14 protein-coding genes and 1 riboswitch are annotated in these 19,310 nt (G+C 39.3%); of the genes, 11 read left to right on the top strand and 3 right to left on the bottom strand.

Annotated features, from left to right (window positions below):
- Window positions 1-3: 3 nt before the first annotated feature.
- From LDM93_RS04090 to bioA, 3 genes are all read left to right on the top strand, one after another.
- Window positions 4-1,440: an RtcB family protein gene (locus LDM93_RS04090; RefSeq protein WP_223890802.1), complete on the top strand. Its 1,437-nt coding sequence runs from the start codon at window positions 4-6 to the stop codon at window positions 1,438-1,440.
- Between the two features lie 311 nt (window positions 1,441-1,751).
- Window positions 1,752-1,826: riboswitch (cyclic di-GMP riboswitch) on the top strand.
- 170 nt (window positions 1,827-1,996) lie between these two features.
- Window positions 1,997-2,785 (top strand): hypothetical protein, encoded by a 789-nt coding sequence (locus LDM93_RS04085; protein ID WP_223890801.1) that lies wholly within the window; start codon window positions 1,997-1,999, stop codon window positions 2,783-2,785.
- 314 nt (window positions 2,786-3,099) lie between these two features.
- A complete protein-coding gene (bioA, locus tag LDM93_RS04080) occupies window positions 3,100-4,386 on the top strand; it encodes an adenosylmethionine--8-amino-7-oxononanoate transaminase (protein WP_223890800.1) in 1,287 nt (428 codons plus the stop codon).
- 73 nt (window positions 4,387-4,459) lie between these two features.
- On the opposite strand, the gene LDM93_RS04075 is transcribed toward bioA, so the two are convergent.
- The 3 genes from LDM93_RS04075 to LDM93_RS04065 form a co-directional block, all read right to left on the bottom strand.
- On the bottom strand, window positions 4,460-4,669 hold the full coding sequence (locus LDM93_RS04075; protein ID WP_223890799.1) for a hypothetical protein: 210 nt from the start codon (window positions 4,667-4,669) through the stop codon (window positions 4,460-4,462).
- Window positions 4,670-4,762: 93 nt separating this feature from the next.
- Entirely contained in the window at window positions 4,763-4,981 is a 219-nt protein-coding gene (locus LDM93_RS04070) for a cold-shock protein (protein WP_008244343.1), read from the bottom strand.
- 306 nt (window positions 4,982-5,287) lie between these two features.
- Window positions 5,288-5,959, bottom strand: a complete 672-nt coding sequence (locus LDM93_RS04065; protein WP_223890798.1) for a CPBP family intramembrane glutamic endopeptidase — start codon at window positions 5,957-5,959, stop codon at window positions 5,288-5,290.
- Between the two features lie 516 nt (window positions 5,960-6,475).
- Between LDM93_RS04065 and LDM93_RS04060 the strand changes: the two genes are divergently transcribed.
- Genes LDM93_RS04060 through glgB form a run of 8 tightly spaced genes read left to right on the top strand, consistent with a single transcriptional unit; the run spans window position 6,476 to window position 19,299 of the window.
- Window positions 6,476-6,757 (top strand): hypothetical protein, encoded by a 282-nt coding sequence (locus tag LDM93_RS04060; protein ID WP_223890796.1) that lies wholly within the window; start codon window positions 6,476-6,478, stop codon window positions 6,755-6,757.
- Window positions 6,758-6,808: 51 nt separating this feature from the next.
- Entirely contained in the window at window positions 6,809-9,316 is a 2,508-nt protein-coding gene (locus tag LDM93_RS04055; RefSeq protein WP_223890794.1) for a sugar phosphate nucleotidyltransferase, read from the top strand.
- Window positions 9,317-9,318: 2 nt separating this feature from the next.
- Window positions 9,319-11,355, top strand: a complete 2,037-nt coding sequence (locus LDM93_RS04050; RefSeq protein WP_223890793.1) for a glycoside hydrolase family 57 protein — start codon at window positions 9,319-9,321, stop codon at window positions 11,353-11,355.
- Between the two features lie 46 nt (window positions 11,356-11,401).
- Window positions 11,402-13,444 (top strand): alpha-amylase/4-alpha-glucanotransferase domain-containing protein, encoded by a 2,043-nt coding sequence (locus LDM93_RS04045; protein WP_223890791.1) that lies wholly within the window; start codon window positions 11,402-11,404, stop codon window positions 13,442-13,444.
- Window positions 13,437-14,468, top strand: a complete 1,032-nt coding sequence (locus tag LDM93_RS04040; protein WP_223890790.1) for a DUF4931 domain-containing protein — start codon at window positions 13,437-13,439, stop codon at window positions 14,466-14,468. Before LDM93_RS04045 ends, LDM93_RS04040 begins: the two co-directional genes overlap by 8 nt.
- Window positions 14,461-15,900 carry a glycogen synthase gene (locus LDM93_RS04035; protein WP_223890789.1) on the top strand — a complete coding sequence of 480 codons (1,440 nt, stop codon included), beginning with the start codon at window positions 14,461-14,463 and terminating at the stop codon, window positions 15,898-15,900. Before LDM93_RS04040 ends, LDM93_RS04035 begins: the two co-directional genes overlap by 8 nt.
- Complete coding sequence (gene glgA, locus LDM93_RS04030) at window positions 15,893-17,383, top strand: glycogen synthase GlgA (protein WP_223890788.1); 1,491 nt, start codon at window positions 15,893-15,895, stop codon at window positions 17,381-17,383. Before LDM93_RS04035 ends, glgA begins: the two co-directional genes overlap by 8 nt.
- Window positions 17,380-19,299 (top strand): 1,4-alpha-glucan branching protein GlgB, encoded by a 1,920-nt coding sequence (gene glgB / locus LDM93_RS04025; protein WP_223890787.1) that lies wholly within the window; start codon window positions 17,380-17,382, stop codon window positions 19,297-19,299. The genes glgA and glgB overlap by 4 nt, the downstream gene beginning before the upstream one ends.
- Window positions 19,300-19,310 lie beyond the last annotated feature (11 nt).

The following is a 19,310-nucleotide window of genomic DNA, read 5'->3' as shown; positions in this document are numbered from 1 at the left end:
GTTATGAATATGAACCTATTGGAAAAAATTGATGATTATACATGGACCATCCCTCTAAAGGCAGGAGAAAAAAGAAGTGGCATACTCTTATACGGATCAGAACCATTATTAAAAAGTATGGATAATAAAGTCTTAGAGCAGATCAGTAATGTCGCGACACTGCCGGGTTTGGTAGGAGAGGCCATGACAATGCCGGATGCACACTGGGGCTACGGATTTCCCATAGGCGGTGTTGCTGCTTTTGATGCGGATGAAGGGGGCATCATTTCTGCAGGAGGTGTAGGATTTGACATATCCTGCGGTATTCGATGTTTACGTACAGACCTGATGAGAGAGGATCTGACATCTACAGATCTTACAAAGCTGGCGGATGAGCTTTCCCGCACGATACCTGCAGGCGTAGGTAGAGAGGGAAAACTCAAACTTACGATCGATGAGCTTGATGATGTCCTTAGAGGCGGTGCCCAATGGGCGATCCATCATGGATATGGTGTAGGCGAAGATCTAAGTTTCGTTGAAGAGATGGGTAAGATGGAAGGTGCTAGGCCTGAGAATATCTCCCAACTGGCTAAAGAACGGCAACTTGGAGAAGTGGGTACCCTAGGCTCTGGAAATCATTACCTTGAGGTCCAGGAAGTTGCCAAGATCTATGATGAAAAAGCAGCAGAAGCATTTGGTATCAAAAAAGGTCAGATCCTTGTATCGATCCATTGCGGTTCTCGGGCACTGGGACATCAGATCGGTACGGAATATATGGTCTCGCTTGCAAAAGCGGCCACACGACTGGGAATCTCACTGCCTGACAGGGAACTTGCCTGTGCACCTATCCATTCACCTGAAGGACAGGAGTACATCGGTGCTATGAATGCAGCGATCAACTGCGCTATGGCAAACAGACAGGTACTGACCCATTTGACCAGAAATGTTTTTGAGGGCTTATTTAAAGGTGTGAATATTGAGACACTCTACGATGTCTCCCATAATACCTGTAAGGAGGAGATGCATCTGGTAAATGGTGTGGAGCGTACCTTATGGGTTCACCGTAAAGGAGCAACGCGTGCTTTTGGTCCAGGACATCAAGACATCCCGGTAGGCTACAGGAGTGTGGGTCAGCCTGTTATAATCGGTGGAAGTATGGGAACGGGATCCTATATTCTTGCAGGTACCAAAGAGGGAGAGGAGAGAGCTTTCTCTTCAGCAAGTCATGGGGCCGGCCGCGCAATGAGCCGTCATCAGGCACTCAAACTCTGGAAAGGGAAACAAGTCATACAAGATCTTGCACAAAAAGGTATTCTCATCCGTTCTGCATCTATGCGTGGGGTTGCTGAAGAAGCCCCTGATGCTTATAAGGATGTCGACCTTGTTGCTGAAGCGACTGAAAAAGCAGGGTTGGCAAGAAGGGTAGCCTTTTTAAAACCAAAGGTGTGTATCAAAGGGTAGTGGTTATTTTGTTTTATGATAGCAACCAAATAAAGGGGGGGGGAAGTTTACAAGGAAGGAGTCAACATAAAAATTGATATTTTCATGTTTTTGGTTGCTATGTAAGAATGAGTTTACTTGGTCTACACTAACCGAATGTAAACATGCATGCTTTCTTTCAATATGGATCTTAAGCTTAACAAATTAATGGAATACCATTGATAACTCGCTTAGAGATTCTCTGTAGCATTTTAGCAATGTTATCAATTTGTTACCAATTGGAGAAAAAAATTTATATATTCGGGTTATAATGGTATCTGATTTATTAAATATTATTGTTGTGCCAAACTTGTTGCGAAGCAAGGACGGAAAGCCTCCGGTCTCAAGTAGATAGCGGGGTTGCCATAATGAATACTTCATTACTTCCTTTTATCCTTTCGATAGGTTGTCCACTCATCATATTTAATTCCAAAGCTGTTTTGTTGTGTCAAAAGCTGCTAGCGAATGCCTTCATCATGGGCTTTCATGGCTTGAACAACATTGAACCAAGCATATCAAATGATATAAAGGATAAGGTATGAAAAAATTACATATATTAACAAGCGGGTTGCTTTCAACTCTGGTAGGTTTTTCTTTGATGGGTTGTGGAGAGAATCTCTCCTCTACAGAACAAACAGCAAAAGTGAGTGGTACGGTTCCAGGTACACTGATAGAACTGTTTTGTGAAGATGGTAGCTACTACTCTACACAATCGGTACAAAACGGTACAGACCAACACCCTTTTGAGATAGAAGTGCCGCTTAGTACGGATTGCCGTATCGTGATGACAACGAATGAGGATGATCCTGATAATAAAGTCGTAACACCGATCGGCATTGTCACAGCTGATGGCAATAGTACACTTTTCAGAGCAGAAGGGGATGTGGATCTTGGATATGTAGACCTGGCGATGGATCGTGCATTTATTGTAGATATTGAAGGTGATGGTGTTTCAGATGAGATATTGGAACTTGAAGTAGAAGATGGCTTACTTACCGTTGAACTTGAGAATGATCCAATGGATAAAGACGGTGATGGCCTTCTGGATGTCTATGAGAATGATGATAATGATACTTTGAGTAATCATGACGATGACGATGATGATAATGATGGTCTCACTGATGACGTGGATACGGATGATGATGGTGATGGCATCGAAGATAATGATACAGATGGTGATGGTGTCACAAATGATCATGATGTAGATGATGACAACGATGGCTTGGATGATGACGATGACAATGATGACGACAATGATGGTATCAATGATGACGAAGATGACGATGATGACAATGACGGTATATTGGATGAAGAGGATGACGATTAATATGAGTCAAGCATAAATATTTCATTATAAAAATAAAGTCTATTGATCTAATAAGTACAAAAGTAGTAGAGGTTAAAATGAAAAATTATTTTAACCTCTACTTTTATAATAAAACTTACCATTCAATATAGCTTCTTACACCTCTATTTCTCTCAGTATCCAGATGAGACTGTAATTTCAAAAGTTTCTTGTAGTACTTTGGGCTATTCCTACTATTCATCATTGTCTGAAATTCTTTTTTATTTTCATAGAGCAATCAGAAACTAGCTTGTATAATCTCATAGATAAAAACTAAAAAAATAAGGATAAAATTTATGTTAGAGTACGATAGAGAGCATATTCTTCATCCTTATGCACCTTCCAATCCATCCGCAGATATGACTTTTGTAAAATCAGCCAAGGGCGTCTACCTTGAACTGGAAGACGGAAAGAAGATCATCGATGCCATGTCATCATGGTGGTCAGTCATCCATGGCTATAATGTAGAGGCTTTAAATAATGCTGCGGTAGAACAGCTTTCAAAAATGTCTCATGTAATGTTTGGGGGCATTACGCATGAACCGGCCATAAAGCTTGCAAAAACACTGATCGACATTACCGATACATCTTTGGAGAGGGTGTTTTTTAGTGATTCTGGTTCTGTGAGTGTTGAGGTGGCTTTGAAAATGGCATTTCAATACTGGAGTTCACAAGGAAACAGCGAAAAAAGTAAGATCTTAGCCTTCTCTAAAGGGTATCATGGTGATACGTTTGGCGCAATGAGTGTATGTGATCCCATTACAGGGATGCACTCAGCCTTTGAAAAGATACTCCATAAAAATATATTTGCAGAGGCTCCCGGGTGTGATTATAATGCAGAGTGGGATGAAGGGTACATTGCCGACTTCGCATCCAAGTTGGAGCAAAATCACAAAGAAATAGCTGCAGTCATACTTGAGCCCATAGTTCAGGGTGCAGGTGGAATGAGGATCTACTCACCTCATTTTTTAAGAGTGGTAAGAGCGCTATGTGATGAGTATGGTGTGTTGTTGATACTGGATGAGGTAGCTACAGGGTTTGGAAGAACAGGAAAGTTATTTGCGTATGAGCATGCCGATATCTCCCCGGACATTTTATGTGTAGGTAAGGCGCTGACGGGTGGATATATGTCACTCGCAGCGACGCTTACTACAAAAAAAGTGATGCATGGCGTTGAGTCAAATGGGAATGTGTTGATGCATGGGCCGACCTTTATGGCAAATCCATTGGCGTGCAGTGTTGCAAATGCAAGTTTAGAGTTACTGCTTCACTCTCCCTGGCAGCAAAGAATTTTAGGGATAGAGACACAACTCAAAGAGGAATTGTCTGAGTGTAATACACTTGATATTGTTAAAGAGGTGCGCGTTTTAGGTGCTATAGGTGTGGTGGAACTCAACAGGGATGTAGATCTTGCATGGATGACCCCTAAGTTTATTCAACAAGGTATATGGATCAGACCTTTTTTGAATCTTGTGTATATTATGCCGCCATATATTACTTCAAGTGAAGAGTTAACGCAAATAACACAAGCGATCTATGATGTGGTAAAAGAGTTTGCAGCTTACAGTAAAAGATCTACATAACAAGCATCAAATGAATGGGAGAGTAGAGATTTTAAGATGTGGAACAGCAGAGTCCATCAGACTCTGTGATATCTTATATATTGGCAGATTTTTCCTCTATTATTTTGAGGTTGAGCCAAGATGGCGGATTGTAAAAATTAAGTTCACTTTGCTCCCAGTCACTTCTTTCACTATGACGAGTATGTAAGATCCCTTTAATCATTGTATATTGTATCCCTGTGATACAACTCATAAGATTTTTACCTTCATTTAACGCTTCAAAAACAGCTTCTTTACTTTTCATACGTTTTCCTTTAAGCAATTCATAAAAAGACCTAGTAGTCTCTTTATAGAAGTGTTTAAACTATGGACAGATCTCTCTGTCCATTAGAGGGTCTTAAAGACCAGTAACGTTTTCAGCCTGTGGGCCTTTTTGACCTTCACCGATCTCAAAAGTCACTTTTTGACCTTCATTAAGGGAAACACGGTCGTAACCGTTGCTGTTAATTTGACGATAGTGTACAAATACATCATTTCCACCATTTTCTTGTTCGATAAAACCGAAACCTTTTTCACTGTTGAACCATTTTACGGTTCCGTTTACTTGAGTTGCCATTGCAATTCCTTTTAGTTGTTATACACTTCATTTCTGATGTGCTGAAAATATAAAGTGGAGTGTTCTTTTTCGGGTGGATAATACTGTAAACTAAAGGTAAGCAATAAAAGTCTAGCCAAAGATGAAACTCTAAATCATCTTTCAATAGTATTATTATAGCTGAATATTTTAATAATAGCAAATAATGCATAATAAATATTTTTTATGACTTTTTTAAGGCCTTCAATATGATGTCATGAATGATTGGAAAGAAAAAGCATCTTTACTGATAATAGATTTTGTCATATTAGGCAACTCATTCAACATTTAAGATAGCGTTAATAGGGTACCGGTATAAAAGTATGTACCCAAACCTACTGTAAATATAAGCTCTCCATAGAGTGCATGTGCGACTGAAACCAAGAGTGTAGAACGTGTCCTCTCATACATGGAAGCAAAGAGAAACCCTCCTAGAACAGTAAGACCAACTGCTACCCAGTTTTGAAAAATGATATGCATGTAGCCAAAGAGCAGGGTATTTACAGTGATGATCTGCCATTTCTTCTTAAAGAGCATCTTGTAACGATGAAAAAAGAAGGTTCTGTAGAGCAGCTCTTGAGGAAAGACAGAAATAAGCGGATACAAGATCACTATGAGTGACCAAACTAGTGGATCTTCTTTGATAAGGGAAAAAAGATGATCAGGAATAAAGACATAGACCAAAGCCATCATCACTACAGTTATTATGAGAAACTGTTTTAACATACCTTTATAATTTTTCTTAAGTTCTGATGCACGCCATAGAGAATCACGATCAAAGGTTTTGTCTTTGGACACAGCCCAAATACACAAGAAAGTGATCAACCATAAAATGGGGATAAAGGGTAGTGGAAGCAAGGCATAGATAATGGCTGGTATAATAACGAAGATGCCCAGCAGTTCACAGATAAGATAGAGTCGTGATTGAATCAGTGATGCGTATGTGCCGGTATTACCCATAAAGACAACCTTCAAATCTTTTATATCATCAATTATATCTAAGAGTCATACAATCAATCATAAGGATATGTGTTCTTTTTTCTATGGAGATCTTCTGTAAATGTGTATAGATTGAGTTTAATAAGATTATACGCCGTGATACTAAAATGTATCTTTTTTCTTGTAGTATTTTTACTATCTCTTTATTAATATCCGAATTAGAGTATCAATGGAGCAGATGTGACATTAAAAAAACAAAGGTATATGTTGTAGATATGGACTTCATACATATTTATAATTTATTTTAAAGATTTATATTTAATTATATATATTCTTTACATTAGGCATGAAATTTCATTATCGATTAATAATTAATCAGTATAATTTTTTAAAGTTATTTTAAAGATTAACTTTTAATAATATATATTTTTTACATTAAGCATGAAATTTCATTATTGATTAATAATCAATCACTTTAAAAAAATAGTTGGATAATTGTTAGTATATAATTTAAAATACTTTGAAAAAGGATGAAATATGCTTGTGATTAAAAAGAACGGTGAAAAAGTGTGGGTGACATTTACAGTTTCTTCAAAGAATCCCATAGAAGGCATAACGCTTTTAGGAGCGTGGAACACTTGGAAAGGTGAACCGATGAAAAAGAAAAAAAATGGTGATTATTATCTAACAAAAGTGCTAAATACAGGTAAGAGTTTCGAGTTTGGATATATGGTCAATGGTGAGCAATGGCTAACAGAAGATGCGTGTTCTTCTGTTCCTTCTCCCTTTGGAAGTCAAAATTCTTTACTTGAATTATAAATAGATATTTCATAGATAAGAGTGTCAAACATATTATAACCAGGAGTATAAATGAAAGCTGTTGTAATGGCAGGTGGTTTTGGAACCCGGATCCAACCACTGACTAATTCTCGTCCAAAACCAATGTTACCCATCATGAATAAACCGATGATGGAACACACTATGATGACCTTGAAGGACTTAGGTATTACAGAGTTTATCGTTTTGCTCTATTTCAAGCCTGAGATCATTCAAGAGCATTTTGGTGATGGAAGTGATTTTGGTATCAAGATCACGTATGTTGTACCGGATGATGATTATGGTACAGCAGGTGCAGTGAAGTTGGCACAGGAACACATAGGAGATGATAACTTTATCATCATCAGTGGAGACCTTGTAACGGATTTTGATTTCCAGAAGATCTTTGACTATCATGAAGAGAAAAAGTCTAAACTGACCATTACCTTGACATCGGTCGATAATCCCTTGGAGTTTGGTGTGGTTATCGCGGATGAAGAGGGGAAAATAGAAAAGTTTCTTGAAAAACCAAGTTGGGGTGAAGTTTTCAGTGACACGATAAATACGGGTATCTATATCATAGAGCCGGAGATCCTGGAGTATATACCTAAAAATAAAAACTATGATTTTGGTAAAGACCTTTTTCCTAAACTGATGCGTAATGGTATTGATCTGATGGCCGGATATTCTGAAGGGTATTGGCGTGATGTGGGAAATCCGGAAAGCTACCGGGATGTGTATGATGATATTTTGACAGGTAAGGTCAAGTTCAACATTGATGGGGAAATAACACAATTTTCTGATGGTGTGCTTTACAGTGATGAGACGTACAGTTTTGATCAAAGTATTGAATTTGTTGGTACGGTGGTATTGGGAAAGAATGTTACGCTGAAGAAGGGCGTGAAGCTCAATAATGTCGTTATTGGCGATAATGTTACCATCGGCAAAGAGAGTAAGATAAGAAACACTGTGATTTGGAATGATGTGGATATTCATGCTAAAGCCAAGTTGGATGGTTGTGTGATCTGTAATGATAATGTGATCGGTAATAATGTCACTGCAAATGCAGGGATGATCTTGGCAGAGGGATGTGAGATCGGTCAGTTAACCAAGATCGAAAAAGATGTTACCATCTGGCCTGATAAAAAAATTGATGATGCTTCTATCGTTAACAACAGTTTGATTCTTGGAAATAAATACAAAAATTCTATTTTCGTAAATGGGACGGTGTTTGGAAAGTCCAATGTTGAACTCTCATGTGAAATGGCCACAAAACTTGCTGAAGCTTTTGGTGCACAACTGCCTGTCGGCTCAACAGTACTTGTCTCCAGAGATTATCATAAAAGTTCACGTATGCTTAAACGTGCTTTTCTAGGAGGACTTCTTTCAGCAGGTATAAACGTGATCGACTATCGTGATATTCCTTCAGCTGTTTTACGTTGTAATTTATCTTCACATGATCAGTTCATTGCAGGTGTTCATTTCCGTCAAAAAACTGATGATCCAACCAGTACGGTATTGACTTTTTTTGACTGTGAAGGACTACGTATCAATAATGAAATGTCTAAAAAAGTAGAAAAAACATTTTTCAAAGAAACTTTCCGACGTGTAGACTATTCGCTGATCGGCCAGATTCGTGAGTCCAGTCATGAAAAAGAATATAGAGTGTATAAAGAGGGAATGATACAATTAGTGAACCCGCATATATTTAAATGTTTCGATTGTCGTGTTGCAGTTGATATGATGCATGGAATGGCTTCAGATGTTTTCCCGGATATTTTATATGATGTTGGTGTAGAGAATATTATGTTTAATGCACATAGGGATGAACATCGTCTTGCCAATATCAATGCTTTAGTTAAACAAACAAAGGAAGATATGTATGATGTCATTAATGCACTGAAACTTAATGCAGGATTTATTATTTATCCTTATGGTCAGCGTTTGGATATCGTAAGTGATAAAGGTGTTGTTCTTGGTAAACAAGACGCCTTATATGTGGTTCTTTTACTTTTAAATATGGAGGCGAAGGAAGCAGGAACTAAAAAACGCGTTTTCTTACCAACATGGGCAGCAGATATCGTCTATTTTGAAAATCTTGTAATAGAACGGGGTCAATACGCAAACTTTAAAGCAGCAAAGTTGAAAGAGTATGATCTTGTGGCTACGGGTGAAGGTAATTTTGCTTTTACCGAATTTTCGACGCATCGGGATTCAATGTTCGCCACTTTGAGAATACTTGAAATGATATTGCATCATGAGATAAAACTTTCTGAAATGATCGATTCATTACCGAGATTTTATTATAAGGTAACGAAGATTGAATGTCGACAGGCACTGAAAGGCAAGATGATGCGTATGTTCCTTGCAGATGCCAAAGGTAAAGAAGCATCCACACTTGATGGTGTCAAGATATGGTTAGATAAAAATGATTGGATCCTCATGATCCCGGATCAGTATAGAGATCACCTTAACTTGTATATCCAGTCTGAAAATGATGAAAAAGGGGAAGCAATCTTGGCTGAATACTCTGCTAAAATTGAAAAATGGTCTAAGGAATAACAATGAAGCCATCACTGAATCTCTGTTTTTTTTGGCATATGCACCAACCCGATTACAGAGACAGTAACGGAGTGATGAGTATGCCGTGGGTTTTTCTCCATGCAATAAAAGACTACTATGAAATGCCATGGCTGTTAAGTCGCCATAAGGGACTTAAAGCAACCTTCAATATCACGCCTCCTTTGATAGAGCAGATCCACCTCTATAGTGATCCTTTGAAAAATGATTATTTTCTCTCATTATGGGAAAAAGATCCCTCAACGTTAGTGAATGACGAGAGAGATTGGCTCATTAAAACGTGTAAATCAACACAGTATGAGACGATGATCAGACCCATAGAATATCTGAGTCTGCTTTATCATAAGGAAGAACTCAGTGATGCAGAACTTATTGACTTTGAGATGCTTTTTATGCTCGCCTGGTGCGGGAACTATCTTCGTCAGGAAAATGCACTTGTAAAAACATTGTTTCAAAAAGGAAAAGGTTTTACCCAAACAGATAAAGTGCAGTTACTTCAGGTTTTGTGCGACTTTGTAGCAACCATTTTGCCTTTTTATGCACAGTTGCAAGAAGAGGGAGTGATCTCACTTTCCACTACACCCTATAACCATCCTATATTGCCACTGCTGCTTGATATGGAAAATACAAAGCGTGCCAATGCACATACCACTCTGCCGGATAATCCTATGTCACTCAGAGAAGATGCCATTGAGCAGGTTGAACGTTCTATCACTCTCTATAAAAAGACCTTTGGTGCTGAGCCCACAGGATTTTGGCCTGCAGAAGGTGCCGTAGATGAAGAGAGTATAGCCATTTACAAAGATCGAGGAATCTCTTGGATAGCCACGGACGAGGCGATCTTATTTCGATCACTTGAAGACAATACTCGTGCAAATCTCTATAAGCCGTACGTCTATAATGATGTGACCATAGGATTTCGTGACCATGGACTCAGTGACCTGATAGGATTTAACTATCGTTTTAAATCCGGACATGATGCCAGTGAACATTTTATGCATGCACTAGAACATATTAGACATGCACAGAGGAATGCTACGGTGTTTGTCATCTTAGATGGGGAAAATGCGTGGGAGTTTTTTGAAAATAATGCCTATAACTTTTTTACAGCACTTTATGGGAAATTTATGCAAACGTCATGGTGCAAAACGGTCACTATGGATGAAGTCTCACGCTTATCAGATCCGGGAAAACTGGAGAAGCTTGCGCCAGGAAGCTGGATACATGGCAACTTTGATACCTGGTCGGGACACAGTGAAAAGAATCGTGCATGGGAAATGATCTATCAGACACGGCGTGATGTCGATAACCATAAGGGTGATATCTCTGATGCAGTGAAGGAAAAAGTAAAATTTCACTTCCTTGCTTCAGAGTGTAGTGACTGGTTTTGGTGGTATGGTGATGATCATGTCACAGAGTTCGGGTTGGAATTTGATAAACTCTTTAGAGAACATCTTATCAGTATTTACCGCCTGATGCATATGCAACCGCCTTCAGATCTTTTCATGCCGATCATTTCACAAAAGAGTGCGGTTTCATTTTTAGTCAAACCGCACGCACACATTTCACCGGTCATTGATGGCAAACACAGTACCTTTTTTGAATGGATCGGCTGTGGAAGTGTTGATGAGAGTAAGCTCTACTCTACCATGGACCGGGTTCGCGGACCTATAGATATGATCTACTATGGCCATGATGATCAAAATATTTTTCTAGCCTTGGAAGGGGATGTTGCATCTTTGAAAATGTCACATATGAAACTGGAGGTCATCGTAGAAGAAACTGGAGAACATTTTAATTTCAATTTTTCTATGGACACACCTTATGAAAAGGATGGCATATGTTTTGCGGTTGATGAGCGTATAGAACTTTCCATTTCAAAAGCACACTTTAAAGACTACAGTACTGTGCATCTTCGTTTTGAAATACTCAAAGGGAGTGAGATCATACAGACGATGCCTGGTTATGGTGCACTGTTTATTGATCTGGATGAAACGTATGTCCATAACTGGTTTGTATAAATGAACAACTATAGGTAAAAGATATCAAATGAAGAAGGGAAAAAAGATGCTCAATAAAACAAAATTACTTTTTGGTATCCACATGCATCAACCCGTCGATAATTTTGAGTGGGTTATCAAACATGGTGTGGCAGTCTGTTATGGCCCATTTTTTGAAGTGATGAGTAAATATCCGGAGTTTCGATTTGCTGTACATTGCAGCGGATGGCTTATGGAACAGATAGAAGCATTTCATCCTAAGCTTTACAAACAGATAAAGACATTGGCTGAGAAAGGAAGTATCGAGTTTTTTTCTGCTGGATATTATGAACCTATTTTAAGTGTGATACCATCAGAAGACCGCGTGACACAGATCAAAATGCTTAATGACTTCATTGCATCAGGTTTTAATCAAACACCACAGGGGCTTTGGCTTACTGAACGTGTTTGGGAATCGTCTCTTATTCCTGATCTGAAGCGTGCAGGTATTCAATACACTGTCATGGATGATTACCATTTTCAGTGTGCCGGTTTTGATGAAGAGATTTTGGATGGATATTATATGAGTGAAGAGGGAGGACATGAGATAGGTCTTTTCCCTATCAGCAAGAAGCTGCGTTATGCGATCCCTTTTTTAAATGTGGATGCTGCCATTAAAGCGATCAAATCGTACAATAGAGAAGAAAACGCTGCAGCGATCATCTTTGACGATGCAGAGAAGTTTGGTATGTGGCCGGGAACCTATGAATGGGTCTATGAAAAAGGGTGGCTTGATAAATTCGTGCAGGCTGTGTTAGAGGATGATGAGATCGAGACGATGCATTATGGTACCTATTATGAAGAGGAACGCACACGCGGTATTGCCTATTTGCCCAATGTCTCTTATTATGAAATGGGTGAGTGGAGCCTTCGTGCAGATGATACACTGAAACTCGAACTCTTCAAAGAAGAGATGGGACATGATCGTTATGAGAAGGAGGGTGTGAAGTTCCTTAAAGGCGGTATTTGGAAAAATTTCTTTGTGAAGTATGAGGAGAGCAACCGTATCCATAAACGTATGATGGAACTTTCAAAAGTACGTCAAGAGGTGAAAAAATCTGCCTTTGATACGGCTCTCTATAAAGCACAAACCAATGATGCTCTATGGCATGGGGTATTTGGAGGGCTATATCTGCCAAACTTAAGAGACAATGCCTATCACTATATTATCGAAGCAGAGAATGTACGTTATAAGAAAAAAAGTGTTTTAGTCACTGACCAAAATGATTTAGACGGCTATGATAAGGTCAAGGCAGTGACTGAAAAACATATTTTCCGCTTTGATTCGGCACATGGAGGTCAGTTGGTAGAATTTGACAGTCGAGATGCATGCTTTAATTGGCAAAATACTTTAACACGACGTAAAGAGGCCTATCATCAGCGTTTGTTCGAAGATACACCTAAAGAAGAGGTACCTATGGCTGAAGAAGGGATCGATACGATTCACCATGCCGCCGTTGAGATCGACGATAACTTACGAGATGCGATCATTTATGATTGGTATCTTAAAAACTCTTTTATCGATCATATCTCGGATGATAATTTTTGTATGGACAATTTTAAGCATTGTAATTTTCATGAATTTGGCGATTTTTCCAATCAGCCTTTTGATGTCTATGTAGATAAAAAGAAAGTGATATTTTCTAGAGAAGGCGGTTTATATTTCCCACAAAAAGTACCAGCAAAGTTGGAGAAGACCTATATCCCAAATAAACATGGATTTGATTTTGAGATCAGCCTCTCTACACAGGCGGAAGGAACATTCAAGTATATACTTGAGCACAATTTTCATTTTTGTGACTATGAATCTGTTGTCATTAATGGAGATCCTTTACTTGATCAGGGGAGTGTTTTAAGTACGGATACACTTGAGATCTTTGATGCAGAATTAAAGCAACATATCGTGATTAGTCTTGATCAAACCTGTGATATCCATTATTTCCAACTCAAGACACTTTCGCAAAGTGAACACGGATTTGACCTTAGTGTACAAGGAATCAGTTTCGCCATGGTGGTGCCGTTTAGTAAGGATATTTCCATCAAGGGAACATTGGAGGTAAAAGATGTCTGATATTAGACATGATCGTGTACATGGTACGCAAGTGATCATTGCACCCGAACGTTTACATCGGCCCCATTGTTATGGAGTAGAAGAGAATGAAGAGATCGTCAAGGAGGAGTATTGTCCATTTTGTGAAGGCAATGAGTCCATGACTCCACCTGAGATCTTTGCACTAAGAAAAAAAGGTTCACTTCCAAATAAAAAGGGGTGGAAAACACGTGTGGTTCCAAACCTTTATAAAGCGGTTCAGATAGAAACAGCGTATGAACACCATTATGGATTTTTTGAGCATTGGGAAGGTTTTGGTGCACATGAACTGATCATAGATACACCGGAACATCATACTTCCATCACACAATGGAGTGAGAGTGCAGTGGTGCACTGGTTACAAACATTGCGAGCAAGGGTTTCTGATTTAAGAAAGGATGAACGTATTGCCTATATTTCACTGTTTAAAAATGAGGGGAGTGAGGCAGGCGCTTCACAGCAGCATTGTCATACACAGCTCATAGGACTGCCAATCGTTCCAAAATTACTAAGAGAGAGATATCAGCGTAGTTTTACGTACTATAAGCAAAATTCGAGTGCTTTGTTAGAGTCAGAAATAGAGCATGAGGAAGCATCCGATGAGCGTATTGTAGCCAAGAATGGTGAGTTCACCGCTTATTGTCCTTATGCTAGTGCCTATCCTTTTGAAGTGATCATCAGTTCTAAAAAGGCATTAGGACAAATAGATACCCTTCATGATGAGACTATAGCAGAAGTTGCACCATTGTTAGTATTAATACTAAAAAATATGAAAAAACAGTTGGGTTGTTTTACTTTTAACCTTTCTATCAGCACACCGCCTTTACAGGGGAATGCATTTGAATATGATATACTCACACATACAGATGAGATGTGCCGTTTTGCGATTCGAATTATGCCACGTCTCTATCATTTGGCTGGATTTGAAGTGAGTACAGGAATAAATATAAATCCTGTTGCACCTGAACATGCTGCTAAGCTATTAAGGGGGAGTATTGATGAGTAATTCACGGATACTATTTGCTGCAAGTGAAGTGTATCCTTTTGCTAAAAGCGGTGGACTTGCTGATGTAGCATACAGTTTGCCAAGAGCATTAAATGAAGCATATAACGTTGATGTCATCATGCCTCTTTACCAGTTCATAGACCGTGTACAGTTTGGCATACAAGCGAGTGGCGAAACATTTAATATCATGATGGGAAATAAATCTTATCCTGTCACACTTTATATTTGTAAATATGAAAATATAACGTACCGTTTTATCTATACACCGTTGCTTTGTGACAGAGAGTTCCTCTATGGAAATCCTCAAGGCGGTTATGAAGATAATGATATCCGGTTTGCACTGTTTAATTATGCCATGTTGGAAATAGTGAAACGGGATATCTATGAGATCGTACACCTCAATGACTGGCAAACTGCATTGCTGCCTCTACTGCTTAATAATGAGCCAAAGATTGAGACTAAAAGTTTGTTTACCATTCACAATCTTGCCTACCAGGGAGTTTTTGAAAAAAAAGCACTCGCAAGACTGGGCATTGATGAAAAATATTTTCATATGGATTGTCTGGAATTTTACGGGCAGGTTAATTTTATGAAAGCAGGGATAGCCTATGCTGATAAGATTACAACGGTCAGTCCTACTTATGCCAAAGAGATATTAACCCCAGAGTTTGGATGTGGTCTCGAGGGATTCTTGCAATACCACAGTGGTAAACTTACAGGTATCGTGAATGGTATTGATACCGAACAGTTTTCACCATCCACTGACAAGATGCTAGTCTCACCTTATACTGATCTCAGAGGAAAAGCAGTCAATAAAAGAGCTTTTTTAAAAGAGATAAAGTTGAAAGATCCTAAAAGACCTTTGGTTATTTTTATAGGACGTTTTACGTGGCAGAAAGGCTTGGAGATCTTTATTGATGCTTTACCTGATATGGCTTTGATGGAATGCAATATCGTTGTCCTTGGAGATGGTGAAGCACAATACCATGATGCACTCAAAACATTAGCTAACAAACATGACAATATATATCTGAAGTCTGGTTATGATGAAGCACTCTCTCACCGTATGTACGCAGCTTCAGATTTCTTTTTGATGCCGTCACTGTTCGAACCTTGCGGATTGGCACAAATGATCGCTATGCATTATGGATCGATGCCTATCGTGCACAGTGTGGGAGGGTTGACAGATACGGTACATGATTATGCAGCCTTTGATGCTAAAAGTCAAAAAGGGTATGGGGTTGTCTTTAGCCAACCTGATCATCATGCATGTTTAGATGCAGTTAAAAAAGCTTTACTGCTTTACAGTATGAAAACACAATATAACCAGATAGTCAAACATAATATGTTATGTGATTTTTCATGGAGAGAGAGCGGAGAATTATATATTAAAGAATATGAAAAACTAAAAGAAGAGAGTCAACGTGGATAAATTAAATATCTTACTGGCAGCTTCTGAAGTGGTGCCTTATGCAAAGAGTGGCGGTTTGGCAGATGTCTCTGGAGCACTTCCCAAAGCACTTCGAGCCTTGGGACATGATGTGCGTGTGGTGATGCCTCGTTATTATATTGTAGATAAGGAAAAGTATGGTTTGAAAGCACTTGAAGGTTCCCTGGGCGTTCCGATGGGAAGTATGGGTAAAGCATGGGCAGGTGTATATGAAGGTGTACTGCCTGGAAGTGATGTACCTATTTACTTTATAGAGCATGAAGGTTTTTTTGGACGTAAAGGCTTATATGATGAAGATGGGAAAGGCTATGATGACAATGACAATCGCTTTATATTCTTCTCTAAGGCAGTCATGCAGCTAGCAAAAAAATTACATTTTAAACCTGATGTGATTCATGCCAATGACTGGCATACTGCAGCCATACCTATTTTACTTAATACCATCTATGCTTTTGATCCCGACTTTGAATACACAGGCTCACTTTTAACTATTCATAATTTGCAGCACCAAGGTAAATTTTACAAAGGTGCGATGGATGTGTTGGGTGTAGGATGGGAGCACTTTAAAGCAGATGAACTTGAAGAGTTTGACGGCATCAATCTGCTTAAAGGCGGTATTGTACATGCAGATGCCATCAATGCTGTGAGTCAGAAATATGCACAGGAGATACGTACACCGGAGTTTGGATGGGGACTGGACAGGCTCATCGATGCAAAGGCGTATAAACTCTACGGTATCCTTAATGGGATAGATTATGAAGAGTGGAGCCCCACAGTAGATACCTTCATTCCAGCGACCTTTGATCTTGATGATCTTTCGGGAAAAGCACTCTGTAAAACTGCATTGCAAAAAGAGTTCGATCTTCCACAGCAAAACGAAGTCCCACTTATAGGTTTGGTTGGACGTCTGGTTGAACAAAAAGGTATTACCTTGCTCTCAGCCGCGATGGAAGAATTGATGAAACTGGATATTCAGATAGTACTGTTGGGTACTGGAGAGAAGTGGGCAGAGCACTTCTTCTCAGAGCTTACATCTAAATATCCTGAAAAATTCGCCTGTTATATCGGATATCGCAATGATCTTGCCCATAAGATCGAAGCAGGCAGTGATATGTTCCTTATGCCTTCGCTTTTTGAACCGTGCGGACTCAATCAGATCTATAGTTTACGTTATGGAACATTGCCTATAGTACATGCAACCGGTGGGCTGGATGATACTATAGAGAATTATGACAGTGTGCATCAAAGCGGCACAGGATTTAAGTTTTACAATGCAACACCTGAGGCATTGATCGGGACTGTACAATGGGCAGTCGATACGTGGTATCAGGATAAATCGGGGTTTAAACAACTCCAACACAATGCTATGTTAAAGCGTTTTAACTGGGAAGAAGCAGCACATGGTTATGAAGACCTATATCGTCATATCATTCAGGGTCGTCTTAAAAATAAGGAGCACAAATGACACATGCCATGCATTATAATATCTCAACATTGAGTGATCTTGATATTTATCTGTTTAAAGAGGGAAATCATACGAAACTCTATGAAAAATTCGGTGCGCATAAAATGCAATACGAAGGCTTGGATGGTGTACACTTTGCTGTTTGGGCACCTAATGCACAAAGTGTAAGTGTACGTGGTGATTTTAACAGCTATGCCACAGATACACACCCCCTTAAATTACGGGAAGATGATTCTGGTATATGGGAAGGTTTTATTGAAGGTGTGGAACAGGGTTTGACCTATAAGTATCATATCGTCTCAAAGTTTCATAATATTATCCATGACAAGAGTGATCCTTTTGCTTTTTTCTCTGAGAAGCCTTCTAAGTCAGCCTCTCGTGTCTGGACTGTTGATGGGTATGATTGGCAAGATGAAAAGTGGATGATAACACGTCATAAGGTCAATGCACATGATGCCCCGGTCAGTGTTTATGAAATGCACCTTGGTTCATGGAAGCGAAAAGTTGAAGAAGAGAACCGCTATCTCAGCTACAGAGAATTGGCCGTAGAACTTCTGGCATACCTCAAACAAATGCATTATACCCACGTGGAGTTCATGCCTTTAACGGAGTATCCCTATTTTGGTTCATGGGGGTATCAAGTCACAGGTTATTTTTCCGCTACGGCACGTTTTGGTGAACCTCAAGATCTCATGTATCTTATCGATGTGTTGCATGAGAACGGATTTGGTGTTATTATGGACTGGGTACCTTCACATTTTGCTGTAGATATGCATGGGCTTGTCAATTTTGACGGTACGGCACTCTATGAACATGAAGACCTACAAAAAGGTTTTCATCCTGAATGGGGAAGTTATATCTTTAACTATGGGCGTAATGAAGTAAAATCATTTCTTATCTCATCAGCCATGTTCTGGCTCGACAAATATCACATTGATGGTATACGTGTGGATGCTGTCGCCTCCATGCTGTACCTGAACTATGCCAGAGAAGAGGGGGAGTGGACACCTAATGTCAATGGAGGAAATGAAAACCTCGAAGCGGTTGCATTTCTACGTAAACTCAATGAAAGCATCTATGCCGAATTCTCTGATATCATGATGATCGCTGAAGAGTCTACAGCATGGCCGATGGTCACACGGCCTACGAGCATCGGTGGTCTGGGATTCGGATTTAAATGGAATATGGGATGGATGCATGATACGCTAAAGTACATGAGTTATGACCCTATACATCGTCAGCATCATCACCATCAACTGACTTTTAGCCTATGGTATGCTTTTGATGAGCATTTTATGTTGCCCTTAAGTCATGATGAAGTGGTACATATGAAAGGTTCCCTGATCAACAAGATGCCGGGTGACACCAATCAGAAATTTGCCAATCTGCGTACTATGTATGCTTATATGATGGCACATCCTGGTAAAAAACTTCTTTTTATGGGAGGAGATATCGCTCAGTATACTGAGTGGAATTTTGAGGAAAGTATTGATTGGCATCTTCTTGAAGATCCCTACCATGCCAACCTGCAAAAGATGCTCAGTGATCTTAATCTCCTCTACCGTAATGAACGTGCTTTGTACCAATATGATGAAAAACATGCTGGTTTTGAGTGGATAGATGACGGAGACTATCAGCATAACTGTATCAGCTTTATGCGTAAGTGTGATCTTCTCGATGAGACAGTGTATGTCGTATGTAACTTTGCTGATGAGACATGGGAAAGCTATAAGATCGGTGTGCCTTGTGAAGGTGAGTATGTCGAGATATTTAATTCTCAGTCAAGTTATTATGAGGGGTGGAATATCGGTAATACAGGACCTCTTAAGGCGATCAAAGAACCGATGCACGGACGTGAATATTCGATCACTCTGACGCTGCCTCCTTTGGGGGTTATCTATTTGAAAAAGATATAAAGAAGACAGAT

It is taken from the genome of Sulfurovum sp. TSL6 (assembly GCF_019972115.1).
GTDB lineage: Bacteria > Campylobacterota > Campylobacteria > Campylobacterales > Sulfurovaceae > Sulfurovum.
Note: the sequence above shows the minus strand (reverse complement) of the source record. Positions and strands in the feature narration are given on the sequence as shown.

What these genes read in the sequence shown, in the direction of transcription:
- LDM93_RS04085 (WP_223890801.1), top strand. Translation starts at nt 1,997, where the DNA reads ATGAAAAAATTACATATATTAACAAGCGGGTTGCTTTCAACTCTGGTA.
- LDM93_RS04090 (WP_223890802.1), top strand. Translation starts at nt 4, where the DNA reads ATGAATATGAACCTATTGGAAAAAATTGATGATTATACATGGACCATC.
- LDM93_RS04065 (WP_223890798.1), bottom strand. Translation starts at nt 5,959, where the DNA reads ATGGGTAATACCGGCACATACGCATCACTGATTCAATCACGACTCTAT.
- LDM93_RS04055 (WP_223890794.1), top strand. Translation starts at nt 6,809, where the DNA reads ATGAAAGCTGTTGTAATGGCAGGTGGTTTTGGAACCCGGATCCAACCA.
- LDM93_RS04070 (WP_008244343.1), bottom strand. Translation starts at nt 4,981, where the DNA reads ATGGCAACTCAAGTAAACGGAACCGTAAAATGGTTCAACAGTGAAAAA.
- glgB (WP_223890787.1), top strand. Translation starts at nt 17,380, where the DNA reads ATGACACATGCCATGCATTATAATATCTCAACATTGAGTGATCTTGAT.
- LDM93_RS04060 (WP_223890796.1), top strand. Translation starts at nt 6,476, where the DNA reads ATGCTTGTGATTAAAAAGAACGGTGAAAAAGTGTGGGTGACATTTACA.
- LDM93_RS04035 (WP_223890789.1), top strand. Translation starts at nt 14,461, where the DNA reads ATGAGTAATTCACGGATACTATTTGCTGCAAGTGAAGTGTATCCTTTT.
- LDM93_RS04050 (WP_223890793.1), top strand. Translation starts at nt 9,319, where the DNA reads ATGAAGCCATCACTGAATCTCTGTTTTTTTTGGCATATGCACCAACCC.
- LDM93_RS04040 (WP_223890790.1), top strand. Translation starts at nt 13,437, where the DNA reads ATGTCTGATATTAGACATGATCGTGTACATGGTACGCAAGTGATCATT.
- LDM93_RS04045 (WP_223890791.1), top strand. Translation starts at nt 11,402, where the DNA reads ATGCTCAATAAAACAAAATTACTTTTTGGTATCCACATGCATCAACCC.
- LDM93_RS04075 (WP_223890799.1), bottom strand. Translation starts at nt 4,669, where the DNA reads ATGAAAAGTAAAGAAGCTGTTTTTGAAGCGTTAAATGAAGGTAAAAAT.
- bioA (WP_223890800.1), top strand. Translation starts at nt 3,100, where the DNA reads ATGTTAGAGTACGATAGAGAGCATATTCTTCATCCTTATGCACCTTCC.